The 12,493-nt window shown below is 58.3% G+C and carries 10 protein-coding genes; 8 read left to right on the top strand and 2 right to left on the bottom strand.

Annotated features, from left to right (window positions below):
• Positions 1 to 20 precede the first annotated feature (20 nt).
• The 6 genes from NUW46_RS10725 (at position 21) to cobA (ending at position 8,082) form a co-directional block, all read left to right on the top strand.
• Entirely contained in the window at positions 21 to 1,262 is a 1,242-nt protein-coding gene (locus NUW46_RS10725; RefSeq protein ID WP_418140068.1) for an O-succinylhomoserine sulfhydrylase, read from the top strand.
• A 6-nt stretch (positions 1,263 to 1,268) separates the two neighbouring features.
• On the top strand, positions 1,269 to 3,869 hold the full coding sequence (locus NUW46_RS10720) for a DNA translocase FtsK 4TM domain-containing protein (protein WP_418140067.1): 2,601 nt from the start codon (positions 1,269 to 1,271) through the stop codon (positions 3,867 to 3,869).
• A gap of 12 nt (positions 3,870 to 3,881) precedes the next feature.
• Positions 3,882 to 4,529, top strand: coding sequence for an outer membrane lipoprotein chaperone LolA (gene lolA, locus NUW46_RS10715; RefSeq protein WP_222464560.1), 648 nt, complete (start codon positions 3,882 to 3,884; stop codon positions 4,527 to 4,529).
• On the top strand, positions 4,529 to 5,866 hold the full coding sequence (locus tag NUW46_RS10710; protein WP_418140066.1) for a replication-associated recombination protein A: 1,338 nt from the start codon (positions 4,529 to 4,531) through the stop codon (positions 5,864 to 5,866). Before lolA ends, NUW46_RS10710 begins: the two co-directional genes overlap by 1 nt.
• A gap of 87 nt (positions 5,867 to 5,953) precedes the next feature.
• On the top strand, positions 5,954 to 7,228 hold the full coding sequence (gene serS / locus NUW46_RS10705; protein WP_418140065.1) for a serine--tRNA ligase: 1,275 nt from the start codon (positions 5,954 to 5,956) through the stop codon (positions 7,226 to 7,228).
• The gene (gene cobA / locus NUW46_RS10700; RefSeq protein WP_412535798.1) at positions 7,225 to 8,082 is read left to right on the top strand and encodes a uroporphyrinogen-III C-methyltransferase; all 858 of its coding nucleotides are present in this window, start codon (positions 7,225 to 7,227) and stop codon (positions 8,080 to 8,082) included. The genes serS and cobA overlap by 4 nt, the downstream gene beginning before the upstream one ends.
• Before the next feature lie 27 nt (positions 8,083 to 8,109).
• Here the strand turns inward: cobA and NUW46_RS10695 are convergent, their stop codons facing one another.
• A complete protein-coding gene (locus tag NUW46_RS10695; protein ID WP_418140064.1) occupies positions 8,110 to 9,186 on the bottom strand; it encodes a 3-deoxy-7-phosphoheptulonate synthase in 1,077 nt (358 codons plus the stop codon).
• 175 nt (positions 9,187 to 9,361) lie between these two features.
• Between NUW46_RS10695 and NUW46_RS10690 the strand changes: the two genes are divergently transcribed.
• Together NUW46_RS10690 and NUW46_RS10685 are read left to right on the top strand one after the other, a co-directional pair.
• The gene (locus tag NUW46_RS10690; protein ID WP_418140063.1) at positions 9,362 to 11,185 is read left to right on the top strand and encodes a DUF1631 family protein; all 1,824 of its coding nucleotides are present in this window, start codon (positions 9,362 to 9,364) and stop codon (positions 11,183 to 11,185) included.
• Positions 11,186 to 11,210: 25 nt separating this feature from the next.
• Entirely contained in the window at positions 11,211 to 11,615 is a 405-nt protein-coding gene (locus NUW46_RS10685; RefSeq protein ID WP_418140062.1) for a PilZ domain-containing protein, read from the top strand.
• A gap of 68 nt (positions 11,616 to 11,683) precedes the next feature.
• Here the strand turns inward: NUW46_RS10685 and NUW46_RS10680 are convergent, their stop codons facing one another.
• Positions 11,684 to 12,469, bottom strand: a complete 786-nt coding sequence (locus NUW46_RS10680) for an enoyl-ACP reductase FabI (protein WP_136629570.1) — start codon at positions 12,467 to 12,469, stop codon at positions 11,684 to 11,686.
• Positions 12,470 to 12,493 lie beyond the last annotated feature (24 nt).

Raw genomic sequence — 12,493 nt, 5'->3', positions numbered from 1 at the left:
GTAGCAGGCAGGAGTAGTTGATGACCTTTCGCCGTGAAGAGACTGTCTGGATTCCCGAGTCGGACCTTGATGGTATGTCGGTGGACACACTGGCAGTGAGGGCAGGGCAGATCCGCACCGGGCAGCTCGAGCACAGCGATGCCATTTTCCCTACGTCCAGCTTCGTCTATGGCAGTGCCGCGCAGGCAGCGGCGCGATTTGGCGGTGATGAGCCGGGAAACATCTATTCCCGATTTACCAATCCGACGGTCCAGGCTTTCGAAGGCCGGATTGCCGCCATGGAAGGTGGAGAGCGGGCAGTTGCTACCGCCTCCGGTATGGCCGCAATCCTGAGCACCTGCATGGCGCTGCTGCAGAGCGGCGACCATGTAATCTGCTCCCGGGGTGTGTTCGGCACCACCAACGTGCTGTTCCAGAAATACATGGCCCGTTTCGGAGTACAAACCACGTTTGTCAGTCTGACGGACATGGAAGAGTGGCGGGCGTCGGTGCGCCCCGAGACCCGTATGCTGTTCATTGAAACGCCATCCAACCCGCTGTGCGAAGTTGCAGATATGGCGGCCCTCGGGCAGCTGGCCCGGGATAACGACGCACTTTTCGTGGTGGACAACTGTTTCTGTACGCCTGTGCTCCAGCGACCGCTGGAGCAGGGCGCGGATATCGTGATCCACTCGGCCACCAAATACCTCGATGGCCAGGGCCGCTGCGTGGGCGGTGTTGTGGTTGGGGCCGAGAAGATGATGGAAGAGATCTATGGCTTCCTTCGGTCTGCTGGTCCCACCATGAGCCCCTTCAACGCCTGGGTGTTCCAGAAGGGTCTGGAAACCTTACCAATTCGTATGCGCGCCCACTGTGACAATGCGTTAGAGTTGGCGCTGTGGCTGGAGCAACAGCCGGCGGTTGAGCGTGTGTTCTACGCCGGTCTGCAGAGCCATCCCCAACATGAGCTGGCGAAAAAGCAGCAAACCGGGTTTGGCGGCGTGCTGTCATTCCAGCTCAAGGGCGCGAGGGAAGAGGCCTGGGCCTTCATTGATGGCACCCGAATGATTTCCATCACAGCAAACCTGGGTGACGTCAAAACCACAATTACGCACCCGGCTACGACTACTCACGGGCGCTTATCGCCGGAGGACAAGGCGCGGGCCGGGATTACGGAAAACCTGATCCGGATTTCCGTAGGCATCGAAGCTGTCGAAGACCTGAAAACCGATCTGGAGAGGGGCTTCCAGGCGCTTCGCAACGCAAGCACCGATAACGTCTGAGCATTCATGGCCGAATCTGCAAAAGCGAAGAAAGCACCACAGGAACTGACAGAGAAGCAGCTGCGCTTTCGCCGCCTGGCAGCCCAGGGCGCCCGGGAAGGCGCCGTTATTGCTCTGATAGCGCTCTGTATTTATCTTTCCATGGCGCTGGTGACCTTCAGTCCCTCAGATCCTGGCTGGGCCAGCATTGGTCATGACACCAGCGTCCAGAACTATGCCGGACGTACCGGCGCCTGGCTCGCCAGCCTTTTCATGGATTTCTTCGGCCACGTCGCCTATCTGTTTCCGGTGATGATCGCCGGCTACGCGCTGATGCTTATCCGGCGGCGCAACGATTCCCTGGACCTGCACTGGCCGCTGTTCATGATGCGGTTCGGTGGCTTCCTGTTGATCCTTCTCTCGGCAACCAGCCTGTTGTCGCTCTATTCCGTGTTTGGTCTCGGGGCTTCCTCGGGCGGGGTGCTTGGTACGGCTGTGGCTGATGCCATGGTTCGGTTTTTCAATCTGCCGGCAACAACCCTTTTGCTGATCGCCATCTTTCTGTTCGCACTGACCGTTACAACCGGGTTGTCGTGGTTCTGGCTGATGGATCAGGTCGGTGGTCTGACTCTTCGGACAGGGCTGGCGATCAGCAGTCTGTTCAAGGGCAAGCCGAAGCCGGAAAAACCGAAACAATCGGAAAAACCAGAGGCCAAGGTCGAGCCAAGAGCAGAGCCTCCAGTGGTCAAGGATCGTGTGCCAGCTGTCGATAGCGCATTGAAAAGCCCAGATCCCGACAAGCCTCGCTGGTGGCACCGGATCCCCGGCTTCGGTCCGAAGAAGCCCAAGGCGCTGAAGGTTGCTTCAAAGCCCGAAACCGTTCGAAAGGAACCGGGACTGGATGGCCTCTCGGCCGAAGTTGATCCGGAACCGGCACGGCTTGAAAGTTTCAGCTCACGGGACGAAGCGCCTGTGGCTAAAGGTAAGCCTGCCAAACCTGAGGAATCCCCTCAGCCTACGGGGCGCTCGGTGAAGATCTCGCCTTTCAAGAAAGACGAACAGCCGTCACAGTCGAAAGACAAGGGGAACAAGCAGCCTTCGTTGCTGGAAGACATAGAAAGCCCGATCCCGCCGATTTCCCTGCTGGACCCGCCGGAGGAGCATAAGGAAAAAGGCTACTCGGAAGAATCGCTGGAGCACATGTCCCGGTTGCTGGAAGAAAAGCTCGGTGATTTCGGGGTATCCGTGGAAGTGGTCGAAGTCAATCCGGGCCCGGTCATCACCCGGTTCGAGATCAAGCCGGCCCCGGGTGTGAAGGTCAGCAAGATTTCCAATCTCGCCAAAGATCTGGCCCGTTCCCTGGCGGTACTGAGTGTTCGGGTTGTCGAGGTGATCCCCGGCAAGTCTGTTGTTGGTATCGAGATTCCGAATGAAGAACGAGAAATGGTCCGCCTGAGCGAAGTGCTTGGTGCCCGGGTGTTCCAGGAATCCAGCTCCCCTCTGACCCTGGCGCTGGGTAATGACATCGGTGGTAACCCGATGGTGGCCAACCTCGCCAAAATGCCGCACCTCCTCGTGGCGGGTACCACCGGTTCCGGTAAGTCCGTTGGCGTCAATGCCATGCTGCTCAGCATGCTGCTGAAAGCGGGGCCGGAAGATGTCCGCTTCATCATGGTGGATCCGAAAATGCTCGAATTGAGCATCTACGATGGCATTCCACATTTGCTGGCGCCGGTGGTCACCGACATGAAAGAGGCGGCCAACGCCCTGCGCTGGTGTGTCGCTGAAATGGAGCGCCGGTACAAGTTAATGGCCAGCCTCGGTGTCCGGAATCTGGCCGGTTACAACCGGAAGATCAAAGACGCCGTGGCCGCCGGTGAACCGCTTCTGGATCCTTTCTGGAAGCCGGACGAGTATCTCGCCAATGATGAACAGGAACGTCCCGAGCTGGACACCCTGCCATTCATCGTGGTCGTGATCGACGAGTTTGCCGACATGATGATGATCGTTGGCAAAAAGGTTGAAGAGCTGATTGCCCGCATTGCACAGAAGGCAAGGGCGGCAGGTATTCACCTGATCCTCGCTACCCAGAGGCCGTCGGTTGATGTGATAACCGGCCTGATCAAGGCCAACATTCCCACCCGGATGTCTTTCCAGGTGTCGTCCAAGATCGATTCGCGGACGGTACTGGATCAGGGCGGCGCCGAGCAGCTCCTGGGGCATGGCGACATGCTCTACCTGCCACCGGGGTCGGGCCTGCCGGTTCGGGTGCATGGGGCCTTTGTGGACGACGATGAGGTGCACCGTGTTGTCAGTGCCTGGAAAGCCCGTGGCGAACCGGTCTACGTGGACGATGTCCTCAACGGAGCTGAAGGCGAGAGTCTGCCCGGGGTACCCAACCTGTCAGAAGGCGGTGGAGAAAGCGAAGGCGATGCGCTCTACGACGAGGCGGTTGCGTTTGTGACTGAAGGGCGCCGCGTTTCAATTTCCTCGGTGCAGCGAAAATTCAAGATCGGGTACAACCGGGCGGCAAACCTGGTTGATGCCATGGAAGCATCCGGCGTGGTAAGCGCCGCAGGCCATAACGGCGCCCGTGAAGTTCTGGCGCCGCCGCCACCCAGAGATTAGGAGTAACGAGCCATGGCACAGTCTTTTCTGAAATACCTGTTAGTAATGGTAGCGACGGTGTTTTTCTTCAGCCCTGCGACGGCCAGTGAGGGCCAAGAGGGAGCCGACGAGCTGGCTTCGTTACTGAAGAGCTATGAATCCTATCAGGCGGATTTCATTCAGATTGTTGTCAACGAGAATGGCAACAAGGTCCAGGAAACCCGTGGTTCGTTGAAAGCAAAACGCCCGGGACTGTTTTACTGGGAAACCAGCGCGCCCCTCTCGCAGTTTATTGTGAGCGATGGCGAAACCGTGGAGGTCTACGATCCTGATCTGGAGCAGGTTACGATTCATAAGCTCGATGACCGGGTGCAATCTACCCCGGCACTGCTGCTCAGCGGTGAAGTGGATAACCTGGAGGAAACCTACAAGGTCTCAGGGCGCCAGATCGGTGACAACACGCGCGAATTCACCCTGGAACCAAGGAGTCCTGATTCCCTTTTCACGTCACTCCGGTTGACCTTCTTCAAGGGTGAGCTTCAGGAGATGCGCATGCAGGATTCCCTCGCCCAGTTGAGTGTTCTGAGTTTTGACCACATCAGGCTCAACGAACCGGTGGAAGCCGGAGCCTTCACCCTCGACTACCCGGAGGGTGTGGATATTATCCGGGATGGGGCCTGATGCAGGATAGCCTGTTCGCGGAATCCGCCGGTTTCCGGCCTTTGGCCGCAAGAATGCGGCCTTCAACACTGGATGACTACGTGGGCCAGGCACACCTGGTCGGGCCCGGAAAACCTCTTCGACGTGCGGTAGAGCAGGGCCAGCTTCATTCCATGATTCTCTGGGGACCTCCCGGAGTCGGTAAGACCACTTTTGCCCAGCTTCTGGCGAACGTCAGCGATCTTAGCTTCGAGACGGTGTCTGCCGTTTTGAGCGGTGTGAAAGAGATTCGGGCTGTAGTAGAGCGGGCGCGCAATCGAAAACAGTCCCAGGGGCGGGACACGCTGCTGTTTGTCGATGAGGTGCATCGATTCAACAAGAGCCAGCAGGACGCGTTTCTCCCCCACATTGAAGACGGTACCTTTATCTTCGTGGGTGCGACCACCGAAAACCCTTCTTTCGAGCTTAACAGCGCCCTGCTGTCCCGTACCCGGGTCTACGTGCTCAAGAATCTTGAAGAAGAGGACATTCTTCAATTGTTACGACGTGCGCTGGCAGCTGACGAGGGCTTCGCAGGCCGACTGCTGGTTGATGAGGACGTGCTGACCCTGATGGCGGCAGCGTCCGCCGGCGATGCCCGCCGCGCCCTGAATATCCTGGAGGTGGCGGCCGATCTGGCCGAGCCGGACGGCTCCGGAATGGACCGGGTTACGGCTGATCAGCTCGAACAGGTAATGCAGACAAGCCTGCGTCGGTTCGACAAGGGCGGAGATGTGTTTTACGACCAGATCTCTGCACTGCATAAATCCGTTCGCGGTTCCGATCCGGACGGTTCGCTGTACTGGCTGTGCCGGATGCTCGATGGCGGCTGTGATCCGCTCTATGTTGCACGGCGTCTGGTGCGCATTGCCAGCGAAGACATTGGTAACGCTGACCCTCGTGCCCTGCAGCTTAGCATGGACGCGTGGGATGCCCTGGAGCGGCTGGGATCACCGGAAGGGGAACTGGCTCTGGCCCAGGCGGTGACCTATCTGGCTCTGGCTCCCAAAAGTAATGCGGTTTATAACGCCTTTAATCAGTGTATGGCGGATATCCGCAAAGACCCGGACTATGAGGTGCCAGTTCACCTCCGCAATGCCCCGACCAAACTGATGAAAAGCATGGGCCACGGCGATACCTACAGGTACGCCCATGATGAGCCCGAGGCCTTCGCCGCCGGGGAGTCCTACCTGCCCGAGGCCATTCATCAACGCCGCTACTATGAGCCCGTTAATCGAGGGCTTGAGATCAAACTGGCCGAGAAACGCCAGCGTCTGGATACCCGCAACGCCGAAAGCCCCCGAAAACGCTACAACTGAGCCTTTTGCTGCGGTAGCCACGAGCGCCAGTGCAGGTATAATGGCCAGTCATTCAAACCATCGCTAACCGGAAGATTCAGGATAATCATGCTCGATCCCAAACGTGTCCGCACCCAGACAGAAGAGATCGCCCGTCGGCTGGCCATCAAGAATTTCGAATTCGATACCGCCACCTTCGAGCAGCTTGAGGAGCGCCGTCGTGCACTCCAGGTAAGTACGGAAACCCTTCAGAGCGAGCAGAACAAGCGGTCCAAGTCGATCGGGAAGGCCAAAGCGGCCGGCGAGGATATCCAGCCGCTGCTGGACGAGGTGGAAGACCTCAAGAAGCAGAGGTCTGAAGCCGAAGACGAGCTCCGCGCCCTTCAGGAAGAGCTCAACGCGTTTCTGGCCGGTATCCCGAATCTTCCGGATGAAGATGTACCGGTGGGTGACAGTGAAGACGATAACGTAGAGATTCGCACTTGGGGCACCCCAAAGGCCTTCGATTTCGAGCCCAAAGACCACGTTGCCCTTGGCGAGGTGCTGAAAGGCCTGGATTTCGAGACCGCCACCCGGTTGGCCCATTCTCGCTTCGCCGTCATGCGAGGCCCCGTGGCAAGGCTTCATCGGGCGCTGGCCCAGTTCATGTTGGATCTACATACCCGCGAGCATGGCTATCTGGAGACTTACGTACCTTACCTGGTGAACGCAGACAGCCTGTACGGAACCGGCCAGTTGCCCAAGTTTGAGGAAGACCTGTTCAAGACTGAGGGCGAGCATCCGCTGTACCTGATTCCCACCGCAGAAGTGCCTGCCACCAATCTGGTATCGGACTCCATCCTGGATGCCGCTGAGCTCCCGTTGCAGATGGTCTGCCACACTCCGTGCTTCCGAAGTGAAGCAGGCTCTTACGGCCGGGATACCCGGGGCATGATCCGTCAGCATCAGTTTGACAAGGTAGAGCTCGTGCAGGTGGTTCGTCCGGAGGATTCAGATGCCGCGCTGGAAGCCCTGACTGGTCACGCCGAAAAAGTGCTTCAGTTGCTGGAGTTGCCTTACCGTGTGGTTGCGCTCTGCGGTGGCGACATGGGCTTTTCCGCGGCCAAGACCTACGACCTGGAGGTCTGGTTGCCAGGGCAGGACAAATTCCGTGAGATTTCCTCCTGTTCCAATACCCGGGATTTCCAGGCACGCCGCATGCATGCCCGTTGGCGTAACCCGGAAACCGGAAAGCCCGAGCCTGTCCACACCCTGAACGGATCGGGTCTTGCCGTTGGCCGTGCACTGATTGCGGTCATGGAGAACTACCAGCAGGCAGACGGCAGCATTGTGGTTCCGGAGGTTCTCAGGCCGTACATGGGAGGCGTTGAAAAAATCCAATGAGTGATCAGCCAGATAGCGCACCAGGGAAGGGCGTTGGTGCAACCCCTGCACCAGTAAGGTACAGGGTAAACCCGGTGACCTCGAACCCCAACAGCTCAGCGGGTGAGGTGGCTCTTGTCGGGGCCGGCCCCGGGGACCCTGAACTGCTGACACTCAAAGCCTGGCGGCTGATCACCGCCGCGGAAGTAGTACTTTACGATCGTCTCGTGTCGCCGGAAATCCTGGCCATGATCCCGGAAACTGCCGAGATGATTCATGTTGGCAAGCAGCGCGCCAACCACACCTTGCCCCAGGATCAGATCAATCAGCGACTGGTGGATCTGGCCAGGCAGGGACGAAAAGTCGTTCGTCTCAAGGGCGGAGACCCGTTTATTTTTGGTCGGGGTGGTGAAGAGATTGAAACCCTTGCCGACGCCGGTGTCCGGTTCCAGGTAGTGCCGGGTATCACCGCCGCTTCCGGCTGCGCCGCCTACGCTGGCATTCCTCTGACCCACCGGGATTACGCCCAGTCGGTTCGGTTCGTGACCGGCCATCTCAAGAACGATACCTGTGATCTACCCTGGAAGGACTTTGTCCAGAACAACCAGACCCTGGTGTTCTACATGGGGCTGGTGGGCCTGCCCATCATTTGCCGGCAGCTGGTCGCCCATGGTATGTCGCAGGATATGCCCGTGGCGTTGGTCTCGAAGGGCACAACGAGGGATCAGCGCGTGGTGACAGGGAGTCTGTGCAATATCGTTGAACGGGTAGAGGCTGAAGCCGTCCAGCCGCCAACGCTGGTGATTATCGGCCACGTAGTGGCGCTGAGAGAAAGGCTCGACTGGGTAGGTGGGGTTATGAAAACGGGGAGCTGAGCTCCCCGTTTTCTCATCATGCTTTGCTCAGCCAATCTTGCGCTTGGGCAATACATCCTTGAGTTTGTCGCGCATGTCCCGGATCGCCTTCTCCGTGGTTGGCCAGTCGATACAGGCGTCGGTCACCGACACGCCGTATTTCAGATCGGCCAGATTCTCGGGAATGGACTGGTTACCCCAGTTAATGTTGCTCTCTACCATAAGGCTCTGGATGGAGGTATTGCCTTCCAGAATCTGGTGGGTTACGTCCTGCATGACCAGCGGCTGGATAGCCGGATCCTTGCTTGAGTTGGCGTGGCTGCAGTCAATCATCATCGATTTGCGCAAGCCTGCCTTATCCAGCGCCTGCTCGCAGAGGGCGACGCTTACCGAGTCGTAGTTGGGTTTGCCACCGCCGCCCCGAAGAACAACGTGCCCGTAATTGTTGCCCTTGGTGCGGATAATCGTCACCTGGCCCTGCTGATCAATACCCAGGAAACTGTGGGGATGGGAAACCGACTTCATGGCGTTCACGGCAACATCAAGGCTGCCATCAGTGCCATTCTTGAAACCGATTGCCATGGACAGGCCGCTGCTCATTTCCCGGTGGGTCTGTGATTCAGTAGTACGGGCGCCGATGGCCGACCAGGCAATGGTGTCCTGCAGGTATTGCGGGGAAATCGGATCCAGTGCTTCGGTGGCTGCGGGGAGGCCCAACTCGTTGATATCCAGCAGCAGGCGACGACCGATGTGAAGACCCTGCTCAATATCAAAGGTGTCGTTCAGGTGCGGGTCGTTGATCAGACCTTTCCAGCCAACGGTTGTACGAGGCTTCTCAAAATAGACACGCATAACGATCAGCAGCGTATCGCTGACTTCATCGGCAAGTTTCTTCAGGCGGGCAGCGTAATCCCGGGCCGCTTCTACATCGTGAATGGAGCAGGGGCCCACCACCACGAATAGCCGGTGGTCTTTGCCGTCCATGATGTCATAGATAGCCTGGCGGCCCTTTGAGACGGTTTCTGCGGCCTTGTCGGAGAGTGGCATCTCCTTCTTCAGCGCTTCAGGAGTGATCAGTGCTTCCTGGCTCGCCACATTCAGATTCTCTAGTTTGTTGCCCGACATGTTGTTCTGCTTCCCCGATTCTGATCGTTGCAGCCCTGGTGGACCATGGAATATGCCAACAGGGTTGCAGATTAACGCGAATAGCGCCGGTGCACGGTTGCGGTAAACCCCGGCGAGTTGGTTATACTGCGTTATTTACAGGGCCTTTTCAACGCTTCTTAGGTATGGGGAACGGATGTCGCAAAACAGGCAGAGACCGAAGGATGTGCCTTCCGTTGCAACGGTTTCAGGCAAGATAGACGATGTCCTGGCCGGCATACGTGTTCCTGACCTCCCGTATCCGGCGGGCAAGCTCGAACCAGAGTCTGTCAGCGACTGGCGTCCGCTTCTGATTTCATGCTGGTCCGAGCAACGCGACGAGCGCGTTACCCACCTCATCCGGTCCGTCCATCTCGAGTGGTCAGCGCGTCAGGTGAACGCGGCTTATGTTGCGGACCGCATCATGGATGTCTTCCTGAAAACCAGTGGTTTGCACCCAAGTCTCGCGCGACGCGTAGCGAGACTGCGGTTTTATCTTGCCTGGCGCATGGATCTTGAGGGCAAGAAAGCCTTCAGCGGGCCCGTGCTTTCCTGGCTGGACAGTTTGCAGGAGTGGCGGGGCTGGAGCGACTCTGGCGGGCGTTCATCAAGGGTGCTTCTGGACCAGCTTGATTCGCTGGTTATTGCGGTGTCGGCCAGCTTTGAATCCGGCAGCACGGACCCTGTGGAAGCCTTCTGTCACCAATGGCAGGAAGAGTCGGCCCGAAGGGACGCCCAGGCCGGAAAGCTCCGCCAACGCCTGCTGGAGACGGAGCATGGTGCTGCCAAACAGCGCAAGGCCGACCAGACTGCCCGCGCTCTTGTTGGCCGGGCTCTTCAGGGTCGCAGGCTTCCCATGCCGATCGTGCGGTTTATCCTCGATTACTGGCAGGGCCTGCTCAAGCAGTCCGTCTGGGACGCCGGTCTGGAAGGTGAGACTTTTCGGCATGGCAGCAAGCTTCTCGAGTGGCTGGTCTGGATCGGTGATCCTTCGCTTTCTGACAAAGACAGAAATCGCCTCTATCACGTTGGCGAACAGATCGGCGACCGACTTCTTGATGTCTGGAAACGGGTGTATAACCAGGCGCTTCCGGCGGACTCCCTGGCAGGAATCGAAGGCGTGATGGTCTCGCGACTCAGAGGAGAAACGCCAGAGCTGGTCGATGCGTTACCCGCAGCAGGTGGGTTTCAGTGGGATAGCAGTTGGCTGAGCTTTGAGGTACCTACTGAGCAAGCCTTTAAACCGTTCGAGGGGCAGTGGTTTGTCGAAGGCGAAGGGGGAGGGGAGCAGCGCCGGTATTTCTATGCCTTTCTGACCGAATCGGCAGAAATCCTTTGGACTAACGGTGCTGGTGTAAAACTGGGCCTGCAGACCTGGACTGATTTCCAGGCCGCTCTGGAAAAAGAACAGATCCGCCCCCTGCCGAAACTGACGCCATTTGGAACCGTATTGGCGGAGACCGTCGAACTACTCGCGGGTGTTTGCGATAAACAGCGCCGGCAGCGGGAACAGGCTGCAGAGGCCGCAAGGCTCAGGGCCGAGGAGCTGCGTCGGGAGAAAGAAGCCGCAGAAGCTCGCCGCAGGGCGGAGGAAGCGGAGCGCGAAGCAGAGCTGGAGCGCCAGCGTCAGGCGGCCGAAGAGCAGCGCATCGCCGATGAAAAGGCCGAGGAGGCGCGGATCCGGAAGGAGCGCACCCTGTTGGCTGAAAAACAGGTAGACGCCATCAAGCTGGGCGGTTGGATCGTGGTTGAACCGGATGAAACTTCGGATGAGCCGGCCCGCCTGAAGCTGGCCGTACGCATCAATGCGTCCAGAAAGCTGGTGTTTGTCGACCGCCTGGGCCTCAATCGTCGTGAATTTCTTGAGGACGCCCTTGTAGAGGGTATTGTCGAAGGTCGGATCCGGGTTCTGGGAACCTCCGCAGAATTTGATGACACCCTCAGCAGGGTGGTTGGCCGAATCCGTGTGGGCCGAAACTGATATTGCCGAAGCAGGAAAAATAACAATGGCAGACAACGATTACACCTTTGGAACCCGGAATGATCCTCCCTTTGAAAAGGACAACCGTGCCGATTACCGCCTGACCGCGAGAGCCCGTGCAGTTCTCGAACTTGAATCCGGCATACCGGAAGAGGAAACGCCCGAGGCCAGGGAGCTTGTCTGCGGTATTCGGGATATTTCTGCGAGCGGCCTATGTTTGTCTTCCGGGGAGCCCCTGTCCCTGGGCGCCCTGTTACCAGCAAGCGTATCACTCGGTAACCATAACGAGCCTTTCACCTTGATGGTCGAGGTGGTCTGGTGCAGGCCGAATGAGTCGGGGTTTCTGGTGGGCGTGCGGATCATTGAATCCGATGAAACCGCCTACGTTGAATGGGTAGAGGCTGTGGCGTCCGCGATGGACCAGGGTTGACGAAACACCACCCCGTCTAACGAAAAGAGCCGGCATAAAGCCGGCTCTTTCTATTCGGGTACGGAAACTTACTCTTCCAGTTCCGCCATTCCGGTGATGTTGAAGCCAGCGTCCACGTACATGATCTCGCCGGTAATACCGGAGGCCATATCGGAGCCCAGGAACGCGGCGGCGTTGCCCACTTCGTCGATGGTGACGTTGCGGCGCAGCGGTGCGCGTTTGGCGTTTTCAGCCAGCATCTTGCGGAAGCTCTTGATACCTGAGGCAGCCAGGGTCTTGATCGGGCCGGCGGAAATGCCGTTCACGCGAATGCCATCACGGCCCAGGCTGGCAGCCATGTAACGAACGTTGGCTTCCAGGGATGCCTTGGCCAGGCCCATGACGTTGTAATTCTGCAGAACCCGCTCGGCGCCCAGGTAACTCAGGGTAATGAGCGAGCTACCCTCGTGCATCATGCTGCGGGCACCCTTGGCCAGGGCCACGAAGCTGTAGGAGCTGATGTCGTGGGCAATGCGGAAGCCGTCACGGGTGGTCACGTCAACATAGTTGCCGTCCAGCTCGTGACCCGGGGCATAGCCAACGGCATGAACGATAATGTCGATATTGTCCCAGTGCTTGCCCAGTTCCTTGAAGACATTTTCAATCTCTTCATCGCTGGCGACATCGCAGGGGAAGGTCAGCTTGCTGCCCCATTGCTCGGCGAATTTCTCAACACGTGGCTGGAGCTTTTCGTTCTGGTAGGTGAAAGCCAGTTCAGCGCCTTCGCGGGCAAATGCCTCGGCGATGCCGTAAGCAATGGACAGTTTGCTGGCTACGCCAACGATCAGTGCTTTTTTGCCACTGAGGATTCCCATGGGTCGTTCTCCCTGTGTTCCTGA

The organism is Marinobacter sp. MA, from assembly GCF_048298425.1.
GTDB lineage: Bacteria > Pseudomonadota > Gammaproteobacteria > Pseudomonadales > Oleiphilaceae > Marinobacter > Marinobacter salsuginis.
The sequence above is the reverse complement of the archived record's forward strand: the minus strand, read 5'-3'. Positions and strand labels throughout refer to the sequence as shown.

Excerpts from the sequence above, each read along its gene's own strand:
- NUW46_RS10720 (WP_418140067.1), top strand. The coding sequence starts at position 1,269 with ATGGCCGAATCTGCAAAAGCGAAGAAAGCACCACAGGAACTGACAGAG.
- NUW46_RS10725 (WP_418140068.1), top strand. The coding sequence starts at position 21 with ATGACCTTTCGCCGTGAAGAGACTGTCTGGATTCCCGAGTCGGACCTT.
- NUW46_RS10695 (WP_418140064.1), bottom strand. The coding sequence starts at position 9,186 with ATGTCGGGCAACAAACTAGAGAATCTGAATGTGGCGAGCCAGGAAGCA.
- lolA (WP_222464560.1), top strand. The coding sequence starts at position 3,882 with ATGGCACAGTCTTTTCTGAAATACCTGTTAGTAATGGTAGCGACGGTG.
- NUW46_RS10690 (WP_418140063.1), top strand. The coding sequence starts at position 9,362 with ATGTCGCAAAACAGGCAGAGACCGAAGGATGTGCCTTCCGTTGCAACG.
- NUW46_RS10680 (WP_136629570.1), bottom strand. The coding sequence starts at position 12,469 with ATGGGAATCCTCAGTGGCAAAAAAGCACTGATCGTTGGCGTAGCCAGC.
- serS (WP_418140065.1), top strand. The coding sequence starts at position 5,954 with ATGCTCGATCCCAAACGTGTCCGCACCCAGACAGAAGAGATCGCCCGT.
- NUW46_RS10685 (WP_418140062.1), top strand. The coding sequence starts at position 11,211 with ATGGCAGACAACGATTACACCTTTGGAACCCGGAATGATCCTCCCTTT.
- NUW46_RS10710 (WP_418140066.1), top strand. The coding sequence starts at position 4,529 with ATGCAGGATAGCCTGTTCGCGGAATCCGCCGGTTTCCGGCCTTTGGCC.
- cobA (WP_412535798.1), top strand. The coding sequence starts at position 7,225 with ATGAGTGATCAGCCAGATAGCGCACCAGGGAAGGGCGTTGGTGCAACC.